This window comes from Trichocoleus sp. DQ-A2, from assembly GCF_039961915.1.
Taxonomy (GTDB): domain Bacteria; phylum Cyanobacteriota; class Cyanobacteriia; order Cyanobacteriales; family FACHB-T130; genus FACHB-T130.
Genome location: NZ_JAMPKD010000003.1, coordinates 263,236 through 282,593 on the forward strand (window position 1 = coordinate 263,236; position 19,358 = coordinate 282,593).

23 protein-coding genes and 1 pseudogene are annotated in these 19,358 nt (G+C 46.8%); 8 read left to right on the forward strand and 16 right to left on the reverse strand.

What is annotated here, in order from left to right; translation table 11 throughout:
• Nucleotides 1–188 precede the first annotated feature (188 nt).
• Nucleotides 189–920 carry a hypothetical protein gene (locus NC997_RS03970; RefSeq protein WP_190529022.1) on the forward strand — a complete coding sequence of 244 codons (732 nt, stop codon included), beginning with the start codon at nucleotides 189–191 and terminating at the stop codon, nucleotides 918–920.
• Between the two features lie 324 nt (nucleotides 921–1,244).
• Here NC997_RS03970 and NC997_RS03975 read toward each other — a convergent pair whose 3' ends face one another.
• Nucleotides 1,245–1,427, reverse strand: a complete 183-nt coding sequence (locus NC997_RS03975) for a hypothetical protein (protein WP_190529024.1) — start codon at nucleotides 1,425–1,427, stop codon at nucleotides 1,245–1,247.
• Nucleotides 1,428–1,619: 192 nt separating this feature from the next.
• On the opposite strand from NC997_RS03975, the gene NC997_RS03980 reads away from it, so the two are divergent.
• The gene (locus NC997_RS03980) at nucleotides 1,620–2,177 is read left to right on the forward strand and encodes a hypothetical protein (RefSeq protein ID WP_190529026.1); all 558 of its coding nucleotides are present in this window, start codon (nucleotides 1,620–1,622) and stop codon (nucleotides 2,175–2,177) included.
• The gene (locus tag NC997_RS03985; protein WP_190529028.1) at nucleotides 2,174–2,419 is read left to right on the forward strand and encodes a helix-turn-helix domain-containing protein; all 246 of its coding nucleotides are present in this window, start codon (nucleotides 2,174–2,176) and stop codon (nucleotides 2,417–2,419) included. The genes NC997_RS03980 and NC997_RS03985 overlap by 4 nt, the downstream gene beginning before the upstream one ends.
• Nucleotides 2,420–2,970: 551 nt before the next feature.
• Here the strand turns inward: NC997_RS03985 and NC997_RS03990 are convergent.
• Nucleotides 2,971–3,267, reverse strand: coding sequence for a helix-turn-helix transcriptional regulator (locus NC997_RS03990; RefSeq protein ID WP_190529030.1), 297 nt, complete (start codon nucleotides 3,265–3,267; stop codon nucleotides 2,971–2,973).
• Between the two features lie 378 nt (nucleotides 3,268–3,645).
• Between NC997_RS03990 and NC997_RS03995 the strand changes: the two genes are divergently transcribed.
• Together NC997_RS03995 and NC997_RS04000 are read left to right on the forward strand one after the other, a co-directional pair.
• On the forward strand, nucleotides 3,646–3,939 hold the full coding sequence (locus tag NC997_RS03995) for a helix-turn-helix domain-containing protein (protein ID WP_190529032.1): 294 nt from the start codon (nucleotides 3,646–3,648) through the stop codon (nucleotides 3,937–3,939).
• A gap of 104 nt (nucleotides 3,940–4,043) precedes the next feature.
• Nucleotides 4,044–5,357 carry a hypothetical protein gene (locus NC997_RS04000; RefSeq protein ID WP_190529034.1) on the forward strand — a complete coding sequence of 438 codons (1,314 nt, stop codon included), beginning with the start codon at nucleotides 4,044–4,046 and terminating at the stop codon, nucleotides 5,355–5,357.
• Between the two features lie 44 nt (nucleotides 5,358–5,401).
• Here NC997_RS04000 and NC997_RS04005 read toward each other — a convergent pair whose 3' ends face one another.
• The 4 genes from NC997_RS04005 to NC997_RS04020 form a co-directional block, all read right to left on the reverse strand.
• Nucleotides 5,402–5,911, reverse strand: a complete 510-nt coding sequence (locus tag NC997_RS04005; protein ID WP_190529036.1) for a TniQ family protein — start codon at nucleotides 5,909–5,911, stop codon at nucleotides 5,402–5,404.
• Complete coding sequence (locus NC997_RS04010; RefSeq protein ID WP_190529038.1) at nucleotides 5,911–6,747, reverse strand: TniB family NTP-binding protein; 837 nt, start codon at nucleotides 6,745–6,747, stop codon at nucleotides 5,911–5,913. Before NC997_RS04010 ends, NC997_RS04005 begins: the two co-directional genes overlap by 1 nt.
• Before the next feature lie 2 nt (nucleotides 6,748–6,749).
• Complete coding sequence (locus tag NC997_RS04015; RefSeq protein WP_190529040.1) at nucleotides 6,750–8,411, reverse strand: Mu transposase C-terminal domain-containing protein; 1,662 nt, start codon at nucleotides 8,409–8,411, stop codon at nucleotides 6,750–6,752.
• A gap of 446 nt (nucleotides 8,412–8,857) precedes the next feature.
• Nucleotides 8,858–9,412, reverse strand: a complete 555-nt coding sequence (locus NC997_RS04020; protein WP_190529042.1) for a Uma2 family endonuclease — start codon at nucleotides 9,410–9,412, stop codon at nucleotides 8,858–8,860.
• Between the two features lie 637 nt (nucleotides 9,413–10,049).
• Here NC997_RS04020 and NC997_RS04025 point away from each other — a divergent pair.
• Nucleotides 10,050–10,283: a hypothetical protein gene (locus NC997_RS04025; RefSeq protein WP_190415034.1), complete on the forward strand. Its 234-nt coding sequence runs from the start codon at nucleotides 10,050–10,052 to the stop codon at nucleotides 10,281–10,283.
• A gap of 64 nt (nucleotides 10,284–10,347) precedes the next feature.
• Here the strand turns inward: NC997_RS04025 and NC997_RS04030 are convergent, their stop codons facing one another.
• Entirely contained in the window at nucleotides 10,348–10,998 is a 651-nt protein-coding gene (locus tag NC997_RS04030) for a hypothetical protein (protein WP_242037712.1), read from the reverse strand.
• 46 nt (nucleotides 10,999–11,044) lie between these two features.
• A complete protein-coding gene (gene ribD, locus NC997_RS04035; protein ID WP_347276151.1) occupies nucleotides 11,045–12,121 on the reverse strand; it encodes a bifunctional diaminohydroxyphosphoribosylaminopyrimidine deaminase/5-amino-6-(5-phosphoribosylamino)uracil reductase RibD in 1,077 nt (358 codons plus the stop codon).
• 480 nt (nucleotides 12,122–12,601) lie between these two features.
• Between ribD and NC997_RS04040 the strand changes: the two genes are divergently transcribed.
• Nucleotides 12,602–13,414 carry an HAD family hydrolase gene (locus NC997_RS04040; RefSeq protein ID WP_190414889.1) on the forward strand — a complete coding sequence of 271 codons (813 nt, stop codon included), beginning with the start codon at nucleotides 12,602–12,604 and terminating at the stop codon, nucleotides 13,412–13,414.
• 47 nt (nucleotides 13,415–13,461) lie between these two features.
• Here NC997_RS04040 and mreD read toward each other — a convergent pair whose 3' ends face one another.
• From mreD to NC997_RS04055, 3 genes are all read right to left on the reverse strand, one after another.
• The gene (gene mreD / locus NC997_RS04045; RefSeq protein WP_190529045.1) at nucleotides 13,462–14,013 is read right to left on the reverse strand and encodes a rod shape-determining protein MreD; all 552 of its coding nucleotides are present in this window, start codon (nucleotides 14,011–14,013) and stop codon (nucleotides 13,462–13,464) included.
• Between the two features lie 111 nt (nucleotides 14,014–14,124).
• Entirely contained in the window at nucleotides 14,125–14,859 is a 735-nt protein-coding gene (mreC, locus tag NC997_RS04050; RefSeq protein ID WP_190414887.1) for a rod shape-determining protein MreC, read from the reverse strand.
• A 125-nt stretch (nucleotides 14,860–14,984) separates the two neighbouring features.
• On the reverse strand, nucleotides 14,985–15,992 hold the full coding sequence (locus NC997_RS04055) for a rod shape-determining protein (protein ID WP_190414886.1): 1,008 nt from the start codon (nucleotides 15,990–15,992) through the stop codon (nucleotides 14,985–14,987).
• A gap of 297 nt (nucleotides 15,993–16,289) precedes the next feature.
• On the opposite strand from NC997_RS04055, the gene NC997_RS04060 reads away from it, so the two are divergent.
• On the forward strand, nucleotides 16,290–16,652 hold the full coding sequence (locus NC997_RS04060) for a single-stranded DNA-binding protein (RefSeq protein WP_190414885.1): 363 nt from the start codon (nucleotides 16,290–16,292) through the stop codon (nucleotides 16,650–16,652).
• A gap of 113 nt (nucleotides 16,653–16,765) precedes the next feature.
• Here NC997_RS04060 and NC997_RS04065 read toward each other — a convergent pair whose 3' ends face one another.
• From NC997_RS04065 to NC997_RS04085, 5 genes and pseudogenes are all read right to left on the reverse strand, one after another.
• Complete coding sequence (locus NC997_RS04065; RefSeq protein ID WP_190529046.1) at nucleotides 16,766–17,383, reverse strand: hypothetical protein; 618 nt, start codon at nucleotides 17,381–17,383, stop codon at nucleotides 16,766–16,768.
• A 121-nt stretch (nucleotides 17,384–17,504) separates the two neighbouring features.
• Nucleotides 17,505–17,633, reverse strand: a complete 129-nt coding sequence (locus NC997_RS04070) for a hypothetical protein (protein WP_277878437.1) — start codon at nucleotides 17,631–17,633, stop codon at nucleotides 17,505–17,507.
• Between the two features lie 20 nt (nucleotides 17,634–17,653).
• Nucleotides 17,654–17,980 carry a VTT domain-containing protein gene (locus tag NC997_RS04075; protein WP_190529048.1) on the reverse strand — a complete coding sequence of 109 codons (327 nt, stop codon included), beginning with the start codon at nucleotides 17,978–17,980 and terminating at the stop codon, nucleotides 17,654–17,656.
• Nucleotides 17,970–18,803: pseudogene (locus tag NC997_RS04080) on the reverse strand (IS5 family transposase). Before NC997_RS04080 ends, NC997_RS04075 begins: the two are co-directional and overlap by 11 nt.
• An 80-nt stretch (nucleotides 18,804–18,883) precedes the next feature.
• Nucleotides 18,884–19,321, reverse strand: a complete 438-nt coding sequence (locus tag NC997_RS04085) for a VTT domain-containing protein (protein ID WP_242031448.1) — start codon at nucleotides 19,319–19,321, stop codon at nucleotides 18,884–18,886.
• Between the last annotated feature and the right edge of the window lie 37 nt (nucleotides 19,322–19,358).

Consider the following 19,358-nt stretch of genomic DNA (forward strand, 5'->3'; position numbering starts at 1 on the left):
GGGAGCGGGAGTGGGGTATTCGTTGGTTAGACCAATATTGAAAATATTTCAACATGAGCAAACAATCCAATAAAGGGGTGGCAGATGCTGTAAAACGCGGCTATGCTGGATTCTTGCCACACAAGCTCGGTCTATTTCCCCATTTTCACCAGTTAAAAGATATTAGTTGACGAAAGAATTGACGTGCCATGAAGAAATCAATAATCCAGTTTCTCAAGTTTCTGTTCGTAGGTTTTGTCCTCAGTGTTAGTTTAATATTTGTAGTTCCTAGCATTGCTGAAACCTTTGTTGACACAGCCTATATCCGCCCACGGACGCTTGTATTTGCTAAAGGTAATTTTTGGGTATATGCTCACAACAATTTTGATCAGTCTGAGCAAACTATGATTAGATTATCAGCAAGCAAGTTGCATGAGCAGCTAAATAATGCAACACAGAGGTCAAAACTTATAGATTGTGCTTTAGTGAGAACTGTCAGATCTAAACCCAATAAACAAACTGTGGACAATCAACTAAAGCAAGTGTTTGTTAATGCTGCAAGTGGAAATCGTCCTATAAAGACGACCGTTGCCTATATGTGGTCTGGAACAGATCCAAGGCACAAAGATGCTGTTGGTTGGGCTCCAATTGGTAATGCTGGTCAATTTCCAGAAAAGGGAGACCTTCTGAGAGTTGCTTTCAACAGAGACTATTTAGGCGATGGGTCTAGCTATTGGCTAAGAAGTGACGTTGACTATTGGGCCGCTACCTTAGTACATGAAATCTTTCACAATTTAGGGTACGATCATCCGACAGGTAGAGGAGACTTCATAACGGAGTTGGATTTGTGCGTGAATTTTAATGGAAATATTCCTCAGCGTCTTGGGTTAAATGGCCCAGAAGACGACATAGATAGCAGATATTTCCTCATGAAAAAATAGATCATCTATCATTCATTTTACGCGGTCTAACAACGTAGTGGAGCAGGAGCACGGAGCCTTTGCACTTTGCTAATGGCTATTCCTCGCTGCTCACTTTTATGGTTAATTAAGAAAAATACTTCGCTAAAAAAGCTTTCTGATAGGCACTCATCCCCTTAAAAGGCAACCGACAGCGATCACATCTCGGATGATAAACGGATGTCATCGCTCATTCATTCCCTCCCAACTTCTCCGGCAACGCTTGCCACGCCTCGATCTGCTGCTGTAACTGCTGAAAGCGATCGCACCTCGGACGATGAGGAAAAGCGATCGCACATACTGCACTCAACGCTCCTGCTGCTTATCAGATGGCGGGGGCTGTTTTTGTATCTGTTCCTGATGCTCTCTAACAGCTTTTTCTAGAAGGAATGCTGCCAAGCTGCTAATAGAGCGACGTTCTTGATTTGCCCAGTCTTCAAGTAGATCATAGATTCCATCTGCTAAATAGGTGGCTAAGCGTTTGGTCATCGGAAAAGTTTCTCGTCTAAGCCGATCATCATTAACTGTGCTGTATCTAGCCCATTATGTCGAGTTCAGCCTATACACAGCATTTATATGTGCTGTATAAGTGCTAAATTTGAAAAAAAGCCGAAAGCCAGCGGTTAAGTTTGCGAGGCTCTCCGCTGGCTCCTGGCTCCCCAATACAAGGAGACTCTAACAATGGTAAAACCAAGCTATCGAACTGATAACCTCTGTATCTATCAGAAAGGCTATCAGCAAGCCTTAGAAGATTTTGCGATTCCTCACCTCCTCACCCGCCTGAAAACCTACTCCGATGCCGACTTCGATGCCGCGTGGATGAACCTAACTCAACCCGAACTCGAAAGCCTAGCCGCCATCCTCATCCGAGAATTAAGCGCCAACCTCAAAGGAAAAGCGATCGCTGGCTACTTAAACGCCATCCGTCACGGCAGCACCGACATACTCCCCAGCTTAGTTCACCAAGTATTCCCACCCCTATCCATTGACCTGCCAGCCAACTTCCCCAACGTTCAAACCCCTCGCTACTTGTACGGCAACAAACTCCGGTGGATTCCTGATGGCGACAAGACAGACTGGGGAGTTGCGATCGGCAGATTCTATAGCTTTGCTCCTCATCTGTGTGCTTGGACGTGGTGCTACCTGATCTGGCTCGATAAACTCTCCCCCAGTTCGCCTTGGACAGTTGCCGATATCGCCTGGGAAAACGACCTCGAACCTGTGGAGGACGCCGCATGAAACCCCGTCCCCTCACCGAACGAGAGCAAACCCTAATCGACCTCTACGGCTACTGTCAACTTGGGATGACCCCGCAGCAGTTCTACGCTAAATGGCAAGTGAATCATGAAGCGATCGCTTTCATCTGCTCTCGTTCCATGTCTACCGTTCGACGCTGGTTTAGAAGGGGTAAAAACTACCGCTGTCCGCAACCTGCCGATTTACGCCATCTGGCTTTGATGGACTTCCTATTGGAGCATTAGCAGGATATTCCCAGACAACTCTTAAACGCGCTGTGCTGTCCTAAGCACAATCCTTAAGAATCCCATCACCCAATGTAAATACTCATTTGAAATTCTCTCGCTAGCCATCCTATGAGTAGGGTGGCTTTAGTTGTTTAGAGCGAGCTACAAACATTGAGAACAATCAAAGCGAACCAGAGCAAAGCCAATAACCGCAGGGCTTCAGGACGGCGTATCGCCCAAAAAATTGAAGTTATCCGCGCTGCACTCAAACGACGCGGCTACCGCAATCATTTTTGAACCAGGACTGGAACAGCAAGACTTATCTACACCAAGGAATAGTTTTAATCCTTCTCAAAGACGCGATCGCTTTTCCGAGAAATGATGGAATTTACTGTAAAACAGGCTTCTGATACTTTGCCATCTCAGCAAACGTCATAAAACACCGCTGACAATGCCCGTCCACCCACAAAGCAGGTATTTTAAACCTTGCCCCACAGTTGGGACATTCTGAAAGTAAACTTAGCTGGTGGCGATCGCTGAGGCGTGAGTGATTGTCTACGCACCTAATTTCAGGCATCGTTTTCCGGTTCGCTCTTAACCTCAATACCGTAATTAACAAAGAGACCAGAAACAGAGATTTCCAAAGCTGCCACTAGCTTGACGACATTTTTTAATGAAGGGTTACGCTCTCCGCTTTCTATACCTGAGATGTAGTTACGATGAAGTCCTGACCTTTCAGCCAGTTCTTCTTGGGATAAATCTAGTTCTCGCCTTCGCCGCCTAATCGCTTTGCCAAAGCGGTACTCAATAGTGTTGTTGTTTTGTGTCACAAAACAATACTGAACGAGTACCGTAGCTAAATCCATCTATTATCAGTGAGTTTTTGCACACTATAAGTGTTATAAGGGGAAGTAGTACAGCCTCAGACAAGCAAGTTCCTATGTCTAACGTAGCTACTCAGGCTCCACTCTTCGCTTTACCAGAGGTTTTGCCAAAACACATTCCCCAACTCAAATGCCAATTGGGTGAATAGGTTTACTGGCATCAAGTTCTCAACCGAGATTTTGGTCTTATCATCGGTGTCCTCTAGACGCACGAAGCCAGTTGTCTTGCCACCAGACGACACTATCTAGTCTGGCTGGATGAGAACAGCCCTTCCTACCACATCACTAATTTCGGCTTTGCCTTTTAAAACAATATCCCGCCTTTCAGTCAACTAGAACTAGAAGCAATAAGGGGTTACTATGCCTGACGATCCTCAAGCTCAAAAACGGCAACAATTGCTAGAACTACACAACCAGATGTTTATATCTCCTAGTGAGTTCAGCTTTCGATGGGGTTTGGGTTATCAAGAACTAGCGCAAATCTGTCAAATCTCTAAATCCACCACTTATCACTGGTTAGCCGGACAAGCCAGCCGTAGAGAAACTGGTAAACCCTATCAGCGCATTATGGCTGTAACCGATATGCTACTGGAGAATAGCGATCTAGTTTTCCCATTAATAGAACAATGGCAAGCAATGAGAAAAGAACCTTAGCTAACTAAGTTTTGCAATTTGACAAAACTTTTTAGCAGAGAGTTGACCTCCATAAAAATTTGGTACTACAGTGCAAGTAATTTAATAAATATGCTCTTAGTTCAATGAACCGGATTCCCAAGTATTACGACAATCAATCTCTTCCTCCAATTGAGATTTGCGATAATACCATATTGATTTGCGACTTAGAGATAGTAAGCAGAGATGCAGTAAGCTACCTGCAAAGATTACCAGAAGCAGAATACGAACAAGCTTGTATTCGAGCGTTTGAGGTGGGTATATTTTGCCTAGAAAGAACCCAAACCAGCCAAGATACCGAATTTGTCAAAAGGCAGATTGAGTTATTAATGGCTGAAGTCAATCGCGCTGTCACTGCTATTCCGAAAGCTGTTCAAAAAGAATTAGTTAGTAAAATTGGTACGGCTGAAGGTCAAGTATTAGCGCCAATCAATGCTCAAATTAATCTAGCATCAACTGTCCTCACATCGCGATTGAATGATGTCAAAACCTTGCTGTCTAATGATATAGACCCTACTAAAGAATCTTCTGTTTTGGGCAGCACTCTCAAAAATCTTAAAACCTTCTTAGACCCCAAACGCAGTGACTCAATTCAAGGCGTATTCACAACCACCCTCAAAAGCGTCACTGCTGAAAATGGCACTTTAGCTAAAGTTATCAAAACTGTCGTTAGTGAATCAATCAAACCTCTGACTACCGAAGTAGACAAACTGACTCAACAATTTCGCGAACGAGAAGTAGCCGAATCAGTTCTTCAACAGACAATCGCTAAAGGTACTACCTATGAGGAGTCTGTAGTAGCTGAACTGCAAAACTGGTCAAAATTTAGTAATGCTGAAGTTTATTATGTCGGTAATGATAAAGAATCTGGCGATATTGTCATTAAACTGACTCCCAACTCGCTGATTCCTACACCAATCTCGATTGTGATTGAAGTCAGAGACAGGGAATCGCAGCGTTGGGGCAGACAAAGAATCGCTCGACAACTAACTCAAGCAATGGCTCAACGTCAAACCAACGCTGCTATTTTCTTGAGCCGTTCTCGCGATGGTTTGGCTCAAGAGATTGGCAATTGGGCGGTAGGCGAATGCGAATACGGTCAATGGGTAGCAACTAGCCACGAAATGCTAACTGTCGCCATTCAGTTTTTGATTATTCGCCAACAATTAGCGAGTCAACAAAATTATTCGTCTCAACTGGATTGCGGTGCTATAGAGGCGCAGATACAGCGAATTGAAACGGCATTAGACTGTATTACCAAAATTAATACTTACCTAACTAATTTACGGACTAACGCTGACGCAATTCAGACGCAAGCCAAAGCACTCAAAGCTGAAATCCGTAGCGCCCTCGAATCAATCCAAGAAGCTATTCGTGTTGTCTCTGATGAAGGTAAGTGAGCTAAATTAGTTTTCTACAAAAATTATGCAGTTATGGTAAATCATCACAGACTGTTTCTTTTACCCTTTTGCATTTTTCCCATTTCTGCAAAAGTTGTAAAACAACGCTGACACCATCCATCTGCCCACAAAGCCGGAATTTTAAACCTTGCCCCACAGTTGGGACATTCTGAAAGTAAACTTAGCTGGTGGCGATCGCATCCCTGTGTTGTCTTAAACTGCCACTCAATCTTGTGACAAGGGGACTCACCATAACACGCCCCACACAAACGAATTGGTTCGTGCTTCATCCCCACCCCTTCAGGCGGTAACATCTCCCACAAGAGATCCGCATCCACCTGAACCACCTTCGCCAACGCTTCCAACTCCCTGCGCGATGGAAACGGATTGAGATAGAATTTTTCCCATCGTGCTACAACAGCACCGATTCCTGCCTCTTTCCCTAACCTTGAAGTAGATAAATTATTTTCCCGTCGAAAACGCCCTAGAAAATGACTTAAACTCTCGCCTTCTAGTGGTGCGATCGCAAACAACCAAGGTTGAATCTGATCCATCACTTATATTCCTGTGCTACCTGTTGCAAAGTTGCCTGATCGATCTTCATCAATCCCTTCTCTAAAGCTCTAATTCCCGCTTCCCGCAAAATCATATCCATCAACCCGATATAACCACCCGTTGCTTCGCCTAAAATCTTCAACATTTGCTTAGTACCCAGATTTGACGGTACAGGTAAACGCAATACATCTTGTTCCCAAATCTCTACAGTTTCTTGAAACTCATTCCCCTGCAACTTGCCAAAACGATAAGAAGCACGGAAACGGTTATGAACCTGTTCATCACGCTTAATCACGGTATCAAGGCGATCTGTTCCTACCAAAACCACAGAAATACCCAAATTATCAAAAATATCCCGCACATCAGCGAAAGTCTTGGGCTTTAACCGATCCGCCTCATCAATAATCAACATTTCTACACCGCAGCGTTTAAGAACCTGTAGCGTCCGACTACGAATTTCTCCCACCGTTCCCTTAACCATTTTGTATTTCAGATGCTCAATAATCACCCGAAATAATTCGCCTGAAGTACATTCTTGTGGAGGTTGAATATACACTACAGGCACAATCGGCGGTTTTCCTACTTCTTGAATTGGTCTGTGCCTTAATCTATAAGAATCACAAGCTACAGTTTTTCCTGTCCGCGACTCCCCGACAACTCTACAAGATTGACGCGCTCGCCTTTTCCCTTCTAACCAATCATGGAGTTTGCTAACTTGCTCCAACTCCACAACGCTTTTGCCTCTTAATCGTTCAATTTCCGCTTGTAATTTGGCATCTAGCGACTTAATTTCTCCTAATTGTTCGGCGACAGATTGAGCTTTATTTTCTGCCATGATTACCACCCATAATCCTCTTTTAACTGGTCATAATTCAATACCCTTGGTTTCTTTTTCGGTACTGGCGTATCTTCAATCTCTGGTTCTGGTTCAACCTCAACAGGCTTGGATTTCAAGACAGCAGATTGTAATTGTTTTTGTTCTTCCTTCTGTCGTTCCTTCTTGGTCTTTTTCTTGGCAACAAAAATATCTCTGTCTCTTACTTCCTCCAAAATCGAATGATTACTGATGGTTTTCCCTTTTTCCCGAATCTTCTGATTACTTGTCTTAACTTCTTCCAACGATATTTGTTCTGTCTCCAATCCAGTGGCATACGCCCTAGCCAAAAATATTTCTTTATCTTTTTGCCGTTGATAAACCAGCACACTGGTAATATCTCTAGGGTCATAGCGCAAAACCACCCGTTCCCCCGCATATCCCGCTAACTTCTCTCCTTGATACATCAAATTCTCAAAGCGGATATAACCCTCTCGGTAAATTGAGCGATTGGTCTGCTTCATCAAACAAATATCTAAATCTCGCTCACCAATTAAATCTGGCGTTGCTAACAAACCTGCTTCCCAACGCTGATAGCGCGTCTGATCTCCCATGCGCTTATCTATCCGTTGGTTATAGCTATCTACGATGTAGCGGACAATTAACTTTTCCAATTCCCGCAGAGTTAAACAAGCTTCCTTTTCCGCTTGTTCTGGACGTTGCTGTACATTTGATCCAACATATCCAGGTAATCCTGCAAATAACTCTGTATTCAGAGTCCCAAACGGACGCTCAACCACACCACCTTCACTAGGGCGAGCGCGTAGAATACAACTAAAACCTAACTGTACGCTAATTTGCTTTAAGTGTTCCGAGCGAAAATCTTTGCCGCCATCTGTAAATAAGTATTCTGGTTTGCCATACGTTCCCCACTGACAATGCAACCTATACTCAGCCCCATAGTTTTTGGGTAATATCGCATGACGCAACGCCAACGCTACTACTTGAGGACTTGGCGCATCAAACCCCACGCGAATGCCCAGAATGCAGCGTGAGTAAGTATCAATTACAGTTGTCAACCAAGGACGACCTATAATTTCTCCCTCTATATCAACCACCAGCGCATCGACCCAAGTATGGTCACACTGCCACACATGGTTGCTGTACTCCACTGAAATATCCTCACCTGTGCGGGTTTTAACCGATAACTGTGAACCTCGCCACCCTGGACTACGAACCCCTTTCTTTTGCTCTTGCGCTTCAATCAAGGGCTGTAATACTCGATAAACCGTGCGGTAATTCGGATAATCCTCTTCTCCTAATTCCTTAGCTCTAACTTCAACCCTTAAAGCAACCTGCTTGCGGGACATCCGCTTACCACCCTTATTCCCCTCACGGTAGGTTTTGATAATAAAGTCTTGCCACTCTTGAGAAATGCGATGCTTGCCTTTATCTGCCCTCTCTGTGCCAGTTAAGGCTAGTAAACCTTCTGCTTGCCACTTTTCTACCAATCGCTGCACCGTTCTTACTGATTTGCCAAGTTTCTTGGCAGCTTCTTTGAGTCGTTGCCCGTAAGTTTGGCGATCGCACGGTTCCAGCAAACTCTCAATAATGTCTAGCTTCAGTTTCGCCTCATGCGAGAGTTCGGTCACAATTGCAGAGGCATCATGGTTATCTGCCGTCATCTTTCAACAATACTGTTTAATTGCAACATAGTACAATTATACTGATGGCGACAAACAATCTGTCAAAGATGATAAAAATCCTCATTTCCGAACTTGGACAACTAATTTGGCAATTTCCAGAGATTAGACACTTAATTTGTCAATAGACTCCAAATGAGGGTAAAGATAGTAAAATAGCCTGTAACCCTTGTATAGTGATGGTTACAGGCTTTGATTTAACTACGACAAATAATTTGTCAAGATGACATTTAATTAGTCAATCGACAGCAAGGTAATTAATCTAAAGTCTACTAAAACTCTACTAAGAATGAGTAGCTATATGGAGATTTTGGTCTTCTTAGCTGTAGGAAGCTCTACAGTTCGATGGTTTAATTGCAGATTGATAAATTGCACATCGCCTGTCACCTTAGTATCTGCGATCGCTTACAGGCAAATCCTTATCCGTCTTAGAGCGTTAACCAACTAAAAACCTGCTCAACCGTCAGTTTTAACCCAATCCCACTAAGAATAGGTAACTCAGCCGTTCCCCTTAGCAATTGTACTCGCTGCTCCGGAAACACAACTAAAATACTCTCCTCTTCTGGATCGATTAACCACCCTAACTCTGTACCATGCTGGGAGCAGTGGAGCAATTTCCCTAATACTTTCGTTTGACTCTGATCGGGGGATAAGATTTCAATTGACCAATCGGGATAAATCTCGAAGTGATTGGCAATCCTTCCAGAAGGACGAAGCGGAATTCTTTCCCACCGAAACACCACAACATCTGGAACAATCGAGTCTCCCCCAAACGTACAGCGTAGTTCTGGGAATGCAATCGCAATTTTCTGCGGTTCGGCGACTGCGTTAACAACCGCGCAAAATTTAAACTGCAATCGGCTATGCTCACCTTGAGGCATGGGTTTTTGAATAACCTCTCCGTCAATAAACTCAGATGCGGGTTTAGTTTCTGGGAGTTTTAAGAACTCATCGAGAGTTAAGGGCTGCGTGACTATACTCATCTTCTCACTCAGTAGATCGCCATTCCGCTTCTCAGCGGGTTAGGAGGGATCGTGCCTGTAATAGTTTCTTGAATTCTCGCACTTCCTCCGCCATGAACTGTTCTAACTTCAGTAACCTTTGCATCGATCGTCACCTATGGCGACTCATAAAACGGCTTATCTTGCTCAATCTGACGGTAACGGCTCGCTCTTTACTTGCGCCTTTGTCACCCAAAACTAACGACTCAATTGATTGATTTCCGCTTACAACACTTGCAGCCTGAGTCTTTTAGCCTCTTTCTTGGCTCAATTTTCCTGAAACGCCTATTGAGCCTAAATTTTTTCACGAGGGTTGGGATGGGGTTTCAGAGGTCTCTACAAGCCTTGAGCGGCTCCCTTCCATCGTTAATCCGGAACCAGTTTTAACTTTCCGCCTTAGTCCCTGTCAAGTTATTGTTCGCTTTGTTAAGTATTTGGTAACTCTTGTTGCAACTTGTGCGATCGCGATTTTGGTATTACCAGATAAGTTATCGTGGAAAACTAAAGGAATAATTAAATAAGAGGCCGTGTGCCGTACCCATCTGCTCCCACCACCCACATAACACCCGTTCCTAGCCAATTCGGCACTCAGAACAGCTATCCGCTTATAGGAGGTTTTATGACTCCCACAATGCTGCGTCAGCTTTGGGCTTTAATTGAAACGACTCAGGCCAATATGTTATTGAAGCTAGACGATGCCAGCCTAGTACAGTGGCTGCTGAAGCAACTGAAACAACAGCGATCGCTCAATTCCGACGAAACAAATATTATGACTGACTATCTGCACTCAAAGCTATCCCTGATCCGGGATCTCGCTCAAGAGCGTCAGTCTGTCTGGCAAGAAACCCATTAACAGTAGAGACGCGATGTAAATCGCGTCTCTACTTTCTAAAGTGCCAATTGTTAGAAGCCAAAAGCTACCTGGGTGCCAAGGGACGCTTTGGGAAAGACTGCGGCTCTGGTGGGGGTGCGGCAGGTGTATTAACTTGTGAAGAATTCGCAAGCGTTGCCGACACGAGGGCATAGCCCAAATAAGCCGGTAAACTTATCGCCATCACAGCAGCGATCGCTGCCGCCCAGGTACGCCGCGTCAAGACAGGCCCGTAATGGCTGCGATAGGGGTCATAAGCGAGAGATTCTGATGGAATCATGTCCCTCATGGCAGTCGGTCGCTTGAACCGCACCCGCCGGTCATCCATTTTTTCTAATAAAATCCAGCCGGATTGTGCCTCTTCTTCACACAGCTTTTGAAAAACCGTTGGATTGCGAAATAAATCGCCTTTAGCTCGCACAATTTTAAATTCCCAGCCCATCAGTCGCGGATCTTTGAACGTTTGGGCAGAGGAACCATTAGAAGGCAGCTCTGCGGGTGCCAGGTCTTGTTTAGATTCATAACGAGTCAAAGTTTCTTCCTCTTCCTCATATTGCTGACCTGCACTCACCTGCTGCCAGCGCATCCATCCGCTTACCATGACTGCCTCCAGACCAAAACTTCCAACCAACAGGCTCCATACAATCACTTCGACCATATTTTGATAGCTATCAGCTTTGTGAATGGCGAATGGCAATTGACAATTAGCTATTCGCCATTCACGAATGACCAATAACCACTGACTACTGACTACTGACTGCTAAGGGTAAATAACCTTCAACCAGGCAATCTGAGCCGACAGCTCGCCAACGGACGCGCTCTAGCGTGAGTGCATCTGTCATGCTTGCAAACCCCAAATCCCCAACAGGAGAAGGAGCCAACCTGCCGCCGACAATTTTGGGAGCAATGAAGGCCAGAATTTTTTGCACTGTCCCTTCTGCGATCGCACTTGCTGCTAACGTGCCGCCACATTCCCACAGCACGCCCGATAATCCACGCTCATATAAGTACGCCATTGCCTTCGTCGGTGTCAGTGGAGTCAGCTCCACTACCATCACACCCTTTTTCAGCAGCATCTGCTGAAAATCCGGATTAGCTCCCACCTCTGTTAAGACTAAAGTGGGAGCCTCCGCTGTCTCCCACACATGAGCCTCTACGGGCAAATCCAGCGTGCGACTCATAACGACGCGCAAGGGATTGTGTGCCTCTGTCTGATGGCTGGTCAAGTGGGGATTATCCAGACGCACCGTATTGCCGCCCACGATCACCGCATCACACGCCACCCGCATTCGATGTACCTCATTGCGGGCATCAGGGCTGGTGATCCAGGCACTGTGTCCGGTCGTTGTAGCAATTTTGCCATCCAAAGTCATGGCGTATTTTAAAATGCCGAACGGACGCCGGTAGAGAATTCGATGGATAAAAGCCTCATTCAGCTGCCGACAGGCGTCTTCTTCCACGCCCACCACAACTTCGATTCCTGCTGCTCGTAACCGCTCAATCCCGCCTCCCGACACGCGCGGATCGGGGTCTACCATGCCCACCACCACCTTGCTCACCCCTGCGGCTACCAACGCTTCCGAACAGGGAGGCGTCCGTCCGTAGTGGTTACAAGGTTCCAGATTGACATAAATTGTGGCTCCTTTGGCTCGTTCACCGGCGTCTCGCAGCGCAAAGACTTCTGCATGGGGATGACCGGCACCGGGATGAAACCCTTCCCCCACAATCTGCCCATCCTGGACAATGACAGAACCCACTAGGGGATTGGGCGCGGTTTGTCCTAAGGCGCGACGGGCTAGTTCTATACACCGCTGCATCATCGCGCGGTCGAAGGAGGTAAAAGGGGACTCCTGTTGGGGTGCATCCGATTGGGTGTTTGCGGAAAAGTTGTCCATGAGTTTGCTGCTGTCCTGGCTACACCTGAGTGTAATAGCCAGCCTACTTTAGCAGCAGCAGGCTTAGGGAGGGATGCTAGGTGGATTATCCCTGCAAAAAAAGAGGATCGCGTGTTTACCTGTGAAGAGCGGAATATTAGGAGATCGTATGAGCCGATAAGCACCGTTTCATGGTGCTTCACTTTGAGGAATTCATCCGTCGGGGAACCAATCACTAAGTTTGCGATTACCCGCCTTCAAAAGTTATATTGATCTTCACCCCGATTTTCACCCCTATAGTTAGGCGATCGCTACATATCCCTATAAATAGGTCTAATATATTTTGATGGCTAAATCCCATGACAACTTATGTTGCACCTGTTAATGTAAATAAACGTATCAAAAAGTTCGGATTCGTAACGTCCTATGAACTGCTGCCCCGCCGCCTCAGATTTGCAACCACCTCAGCCCTACCGGGGTCAAGCCGCTGCCCCTCATTTACAAAAACTGACCGTGTTTTGCGACTTTGACGGCCCACTTGTGGACGTTTCCCACCGCTATTACAGTACCTATCAGCTAGGACTCGCTGATACTCAGGAGATATATCAGGAGCAAGGAGAAATCCTGCATCTTCAGGTATTGACTAAAGAGCAGTTCTGGCAAATGAAGCAAGATCGTGTCCCAGATGTGGAAATTGCAATGCGATCGGGCTTACAGGGTGAGCAAATTAATGTATTTTTGCAGCGTGTCGTCAGCATCGTCAATCAACCAGCGCTGTTACAGAAAGACAAAATGCAGCCAGGAGTGAACTGGGCGCTTGCATTGCTACATTCTCAGGGCATCAAGCTGGTGTTAGTGACATTACGATGTCAATCCCAAGCTCTGCAAATCTTGCAGAATCACGGTTTGGCTCGTTTGTTTAGTGGCATTTACGGGACTCAAGACAGCCATGCCGCCTATCAAAACTACGCTGAAGTGAAAACGCAACTTCTCACCACAGCGATCGCAGAACATTGTTCGCCTTGGCAAACTGCCGATGATTGTTGGATGGTCGGGGATACGGAAGCAGACATTTTAGCAGGACAAGCGCTTTCGATTCCCACCATCGCGCTGACTTGTGGCATTCGTAGCCCCCAAAGGTTGCGACAGTTCCAACCAACCCGCATTCATAGCGATTTACTTTCTGTTGCTCATTACCTGCTGGGAGTGAGTCATCACTCATTGGTCAATCGTCAATAGTCCTCATTCAATACTCAGAAGACTGAGTATTGACGATTGGCTAGAAACTACTTAGAAGACTGCCCTAACAGGTTCATCTGCTGCCACCAGCGATTTAGAGGATAGTAAACAACGGGTGCCCAAAGGCTGCTCAGGATGGCACTGGAGAGGGCAATGCGCTGGTGATATGTCCAAATTGCTCCCAGATCGCGATCGCCCTGGAGCGTGAACTGAAGGGCACTCACCGTCTCCCCCACAACCGCCATCCCAAAAACAATTAACGCCACCGAAATAAAATCTTCCTCAATATACCGCTGCTTTTGAATCCGAGCGGTCAAAATTCCTACCAATGCTAAGCTCAGGGTATGACTGGGATCGGGGGATGTCATCCCATCTTGGATCAGTCCCAACACTAACCCAGCGATCGCACCCTGCAAAACGGTTCGCTTCAAACTCCAAGCAACCACCCAAATTAACAACCAGTTGGGGCCAATTCCCAACAATTCCATTCCCGGTAGGCGCAGTGGCAAGACCAATAAGCACAACAGGACAGAACCAATGGTTACTGCCCAGTTAACCATTTGACGAGGCCAAGGTGACAAGTCAGATACATTGATCATGGGTCATGGGTCATGGGTCATCCGTGATTAGTCCTTAGTCCATCGTCTGTGGTTAATGACTAATCACTATTTACTATTGCTATGTCCTAATGACAGCTAACCGCTCATTCCTCATTTCGGGTACACAACCACCCATTCCAAGGAACTCATCGGTGCTGTCAACTCAATCACAGCTTCAGGAGCTGGAGTTTTGTCCAAATTTACAGATTCTATTCGCCCTATCGGCAACCCTGACGGAAAAAGTTTACTGACAGATGATGTTGCCACGACATCGCCCCGACGGACATCAGGAACTTTATCAAAAAACTGCATCACTGCTCGGTTAGAACCTTGTCCTCGAAGATAGCCCATATAACGGCTGCGGCTAATCGCAACCCCTACCCGGCTGCTGGGATCGCTGACCAGTAAGACCCGGCTGCTATGGGGAGTCACGTTGGTTACGCGACCGACCAAGCCACCCGTACCCATCACGATGAAATCTGCTTTGATACCGTCTTGACTTCCTCGACCGAGGGTTATCTGTTGCCACCAATGATCGGCGCTACGTCCCACAATCGGAGCGACTATCCCTGGCTGTTTTTTCTGTTTAACATAACCCAACAGCTCTTGTAACTTCTGATTTTGGCTTTCGAGTTCAACTAACCGCTCCTGTAATTCCAGAACGCGGGCATTCTCGATGCGCTCTTGTGACGTGGGTTCCCCTTGAAAAGGACGGGTGAGCAACTGGTAAGTCTCATAAAGAGCAGCTCCCTGAGTCTCCCGGATCGCCCAGGCACTTCCAATCGTTAGCCCAGCCAATATAACTTGTATTCCGTGCCGAACCCACCAGCGACGCAGTGTAAACATTTAGGTATCAGCGATTCGTCTTGAGTCCTTTAGTTTTTAGTCCTTGTCCCTAGTCCCTAGCCTTAGCCTTTAGTTCATCGTCTACTGCCGATGACTAATGACTAATGACTAACGACTAATGACTGCTACATCTGGCGCGATCGCCCGCTGAACACCCGCTCTAGCTGTTTGAAATTCTCCAACACCCGCCCGGTTCCTAGCACCACGCACGAGAGCGGATCTGCCGCTACGTGGGTGACAATGCCAGTTTCGTGGCTGATGAGCGTGTCCAGCCCCTTTAACAAAGCACCGCCGCCAGCCAGCATGATGCCCCGGTCGATAATATCGGCTGCGAGTTCGGGAGGCGTGCGCTCTAAGGTTCGCTTCACCGCATCCACAATTACTGAAAGCGGTTCAGACATACTTTCCCGAATTTCCGGTCCCTTGATGGTGACAGTGCGCGGCAAGCCAGAGAGCAGGTGCAAGCCCCGCACTTCCATGATGGCTTCTTCATCAAAACTGGTGGGGTAGGCAGAACCAATCTGAATCTTGATTTCTTCAGAGGTGCGTTCCCCAATCACCAAGTTATGGACTTTTTTCATGTACTGCATGATGGCTTCTGAAAGCTCATCCCCAGCCACGCGAACCGATTCACTTAAAACCGTTCCTTGTAAAGAAAGCACGGCAACTTCTGTGGTGCCGCCACCAATATCAATGATCATGTTGCCCGTAGGCTCAGCCACTGGTAGTCCAGCGCCAATGGCAGCAGCGACCGGCTCATCTATCAAGTACACATCCCTGGCACCTGCCTGAGATGCTGCTTCCATAACGGCTCGTCGTTCTACGCCAGTGACACCCGAAGGAATGCCAATGACAACACGAGGTGAAACTAAGGCTCTTCCCTCATGTACTCGCTGAATAAAATGCTTAAGCATTAGCTCAGCGACATCGAAATCTGCAATGACACCATCGCGCAGGGGGCGCAGGGCCACCACATTGCCGGGAGTTCTTCCCAACATTTTTTTTGCATCTTCGCCCACGGCTAGCGGGGTTTTTGTGTCCATATCCATAGCAACCACAGAGGGTTCTTGGAGAACAATGCCTTTGCCGGACACATAAACCAGGGTGTTAGCAGTGCCCAGGTCGATACCCATGTCCCGGGATAAGGAAAAGCGACTGAAAAGACCCACTCGTTTCTACGCCCCCAAAATGAAATGCTGTTGTGTGAGATGGAATTCTAACGGAAATGGAACCGAGGTGGATTCTATTACGTTTTCTATCCAGAGTCTAGTCAGGTAGACGAATTTATCCAGTGAAAACGCCTCAAGGCCATTTCCAAGCATCATTCTGGTAGTTGAAGAGCAAATCAGGATAAAGTTGACTTGAGCCTACTATCTAAATTCGTTAAAGTATATTCACTGTAGTTCAGTACATTTGTACTAATCAATTTTATGAGCCTGAATGTTGTGAACTTGGTAGGTCGTGTGGGTACAGAGCCTGATGTCAAGTATTTCGAGTCAGGTAAGATTAAGTGCAATCTGACGCTGGCAGTAGATCGTCGAACTCGCAATAGCGACCAGCCTGACTGGTTTAACCTGGAACTGTGGGGGAAAACAGCGGAAGTCGCTGCGAACTACGTGAGAAAGGGTAGTTTGATAGGGGTACAAGGCTCCTTGAAAATAGAGACTTGGAGCGATAATAAGGCATCTAACCGATCTAAACCTGTTATTAAGGTGGATCGCCTAGATTTACTCGGTTCTAAACAGGATACAGACCCCAGTGCGGTGAATGGCTATAACGACACCGAATTTTAATTCGTTGCTAGTTGTTAGCTGTTAACGACAAGCCATCAGTCCCCAGAAAACTGATGGCTAATGATTGTATTTGGGCGGGAAAGACGAAGAATCCCCAAATCTTTAACGACAGTCTACCTCTTGGTGATTTGCACCGAGCCGCTGCTAGACGAGTTCAGATCGCCAAAGCCAGGGATATTCGTAATCAGGTTTTTGCCGTCCATCGTGACGCTACCCGATACGTCCGCAGTCCGATAAGAGCCAACATAGCGAGAGTGCGACATACCGCCCATCCACTGATAGTGAGAACTGCTGTGACCCCGGAATGTCTCGCCTGTTCCCGTCCAATTTAGCGCTACGTCAACCGTTTTGGCAGTCGTTGAGTCGGGATTCTCTGACGAATATTCGTCAACTTTGAAGGTACTTTTCAAACTAGCTGAGCTGAGCTGGTTATTGGCGGTGAAGGTGACATTTGGAGCGTAACCGTAACCATAGGAATACTTGCCGGTACACCAATTCGAGTTCCAATAAGAGACGTTGGCTCCCTTCTCCGAAGTCGGTGCTCCTGGTGCGCTACGGCTGACGTTATCGGCAGCCCAAACACTGACACCGCTTGAGCTACAGTCGTCAGATTGGTAAAAAGAGGCGGAAGCGTTTTGCCCTTTGACCTGGAATTTCTCTGTAGTGGCAGCCATTGCTGGAAGGCTAAAGCTCAAAATAGTTAATAAAGCGCCAGAAATTGCCCGTTTCATCGGTTTGTCTCTTTCCTATTGCTATTTACGTAATCTTGCTAACTCTTCAGAACTGATTGGAGCTAATTAGGTTCCCAGCTAAGCAATTTTCCCAAGTTGTGCAAGAAGTTATCAGTTGATCTCATAACGGAATCAGTTGCCGTGCAGCGTCCGGCAGCAGTGGCGCTGCGATCGCTTCGTTCTTGGCATCAGCGGACTGCGAGTATCCGGCACAGCCGGTGAAAACAAAAATTAAGGGAAATAAAACCAAAAATTGGTTGAATTTATTCGTCAGTTAATGGGTTTCGTCTTTTTACGAGCCAAAATAGGCAATACACACAGGAGAGTTAAAAAACTGAGCGCTAGTAGCAAGGGCAAGCGATCGCCTCCCTGCAAAGCTTGCTCACCCGTAACTCCCACCCAAGCGTAAGCCAGCGTCCCTGGAATAATGCCGATAAACGTGCCAACTGAATAAGGCACCCAGCTGATAGGCGTGAGTCCCAACAAGAAATTAACCACCGTGAAGGGGGAGATTGGTGCAAAGCGGATCGCCAGCACAAAAGCCAGAGGCTGACGGGTCACGGCTTGATTAGACCTCCTGCATGAATCAGGAGGCATGTGCCAGTTCGTAGTTCAGCAAGCCAGCAATTAGGTTTAAGCGCAAACCAAATCTCTGCCTGCGATTGCGATAACGTCCTGAAAAAATGCGAAAAATCTTGAAGCGGCGAATCACATGCTCGACTCGTACTCGCAATCGCGCTAGCGCCCGATTATGCTGCTTTTGTTCAACAGGTAACGGTTGCTTACGGCGCTTCTTAGTTGGTATGCAAGCTCCCACATGACGCGCAAGCAAATCCTTGATAACCTCGGTCAGCTAAACATAATTGGGACGATACGAACGGCAAACGGCTACGCTTGAGCAATTTGAAGTCATGTGTTTTGCCAGTATCTACTGCTGTACAAATCACTTGCCCACTATCAAACTCCACTAACACTTGAGCTTTCAGTGTATGGCACTATTGAAGAGCCACTGTAGTAGCGTTTCTGGTTTTTTTTGGACGTTCAATCTCAATTTCTCCCACATCAACAACCAGCACTTTCCACTCCCAAGCAGGCTGATATAGTTGACGTTGACTGGGCAGACGGAACTTGCCGCACTTGATCAACAAGTCTTCAACGCCTGCGAACAATTCGCCCTACGGTCGTCTCGTGCAATCCCCAACTCACTCCCATGTGAAATTGACTGCGATACTCTCTCCAATATTCCAATGCCACTCTTCTATTGGTCTTCAACGCTGAGCTTGGGTTGTCCCCCTCGTCGTCCTTGGCGCTCCAGATGCGGGCGTAATACTTCAACTATTTCAGCAAAGGTTTCACGACTAACGCCGCATAAGCGCTTGAACTCACCTTCTGAAAGCGATTGTAGCTCCGTATACGGCATACCAACTCCCCAGTGTCTTGATGCTGATCTACTCCCTTATTGTGCAATCTCGATTATGAACTGGCACACTACTTGACCATTCATGCAGGAGGTCTATTGAACCGCATCAACGCTTGATGTTGACCAAATCGGCGTTCCGCCCAGTCGCGCAGCAGGTAGCGAGACGCCAAAAATGCGCCAATTGCCCCCAGCGTTGCGCCGATGACCGACCAAAGGCTTCCCCAGACGAAACCGAAAACCGCACCAGCCGCAACAGGAAACATAATTCCAGGGATGCCGATGGCGCTAGACAGGGCAAAAACCAGGATAAACAGGCAGACTGCCCAGCTACCGAATCTTTCCAACTGACTAACCAGGAAAGATTTATCCAACAAAAGTTTCAATGGGCTAAAGATACAGAGCATGATGCCGATCGAGAGTGCGATCGCTAGCCACAAGGGGGGACTTTTGAGCGTTCTGACCCACTGGCTGTAACGTTTCGGCATCGGGGAAGCACTTTGGTTGATCTTATTTCTCATCCGATAGAATCCAGGCAAAATTTTATTTTCCGAACAA

Bases quoted from the DNA above. Each gene is read 5' to 3' on its own strand.
- NC997_RS03970 (WP_190529022.1), top strand. From the start codon at position 189: ATGAAGAAATCAATAATCCAGTTTCTCAAGTTTCTGTTCGTAGGTTTT.
- NC997_RS03975 (WP_190529024.1), bottom strand. From the start codon at position 1,427: ATGACCAAACGCTTAGCCACCTATTTAGCAGATGGAATCTATGATCTA.
- NC997_RS03980 (WP_190529026.1), top strand. From the start codon at position 1,620: ATGGTAAAACCAAGCTATCGAACTGATAACCTCTGTATCTATCAGAAA.
- NC997_RS03985 (WP_190529028.1), top strand. From the start codon at position 2,174: ATGAAACCCCGTCCCCTCACCGAACGAGAGCAAACCCTAATCGACCTC.
- NC997_RS03990 (WP_190529030.1), bottom strand. From the start codon at position 3,267: ATGGATTTAGCTACGGTACTCGTTCAGTATTGTTTTGTGACACAAAAC.
- NC997_RS03995 (WP_190529032.1), top strand. From the start codon at position 3,646: ATGCCTGACGATCCTCAAGCTCAAAAACGGCAACAATTGCTAGAACTA.
- NC997_RS04000 (WP_190529034.1), top strand. From the start codon at position 4,044: ATGAACCGGATTCCCAAGTATTACGACAATCAATCTCTTCCTCCAATT.
- NC997_RS04005 (WP_190529036.1), bottom strand. From the start codon at position 5,911: ATGGATCAGATTCAACCTTGGTTGTTTGCGATCGCACCACTAGAAGGC.
- NC997_RS04010 (WP_190529038.1), bottom strand. From the start codon at position 6,747: ATGGCAGAAAATAAAGCTCAATCTGTCGCCGAACAATTAGGAGAAATT.
- NC997_RS04015 (WP_190529040.1), bottom strand. From the start codon at position 8,411: ATGACGGCAGATAACCATGATGCCTCTGCAATTGTGACCGAACTCTCG.
- NC997_RS04020 (WP_190529042.1), bottom strand. From the start codon at position 9,412: ATGAGTATAGTCACGCAGCCCTTAACTCTCGATGAGTTCTTAAAACTC.
- NC997_RS04025 (WP_190415034.1), top strand. From the start codon at position 10,050: ATGACTCCCACAATGCTGCGTCAGCTTTGGGCTTTAATTGAAACGACT.
- ribD (WP_347276151.1), bottom strand. From the start codon at position 12,121: ATGATGCAGCGGTGTATAGAACTAGCCCGTCGCGCCTTAGGACAAACC.
- NC997_RS04040 (WP_190414889.1), top strand. From the start codon at position 12,602: ATGAACTGCTGCCCCGCCGCCTCAGATTTGCAACCACCTCAGCCCTAC.
- mreD (WP_190529045.1), bottom strand. From the start codon at position 14,013: ATGATCAATGTATCTGACTTGTCACCTTGGCCTCGTCAAATGGTTAAC.
- mreC (WP_190414887.1), bottom strand. From the start codon at position 14,859: ATGTTTACACTGCGTCGCTGGTGGGTTCGGCACGGAATACAAGTTATA.
- NC997_RS04055 (WP_190414886.1), bottom strand. From the start codon at position 15,992: ATGGGTATCGACCTGGGCACTGCTAACACCCTGGTTTATGTGTCCGGC.
- NC997_RS04060 (WP_190414885.1), top strand. From the start codon at position 16,290: ATGAGCCTGAATGTTGTGAACTTGGTAGGTCGTGTGGGTACAGAGCCT.
- NC997_RS04065 (WP_190529046.1), bottom strand. From the start codon at position 17,383: ATGAAACGGGCAATTTCTGGCGCTTTATTAACTATTTTGAGCTTTAGC.
- NC997_RS04075 (WP_190529048.1), bottom strand. From the start codon at position 17,980: ATGCCTCCTGATTCATGCAGGAGGTCTAATCAAGCCGTGACCCGTCAG.
- NC997_RS04085 (WP_242031448.1), bottom strand. From the start codon at position 19,321: ATGAGAAATAAGATCAACCAAAGTGCTTCCCCGATGCCGAAACGTTAC.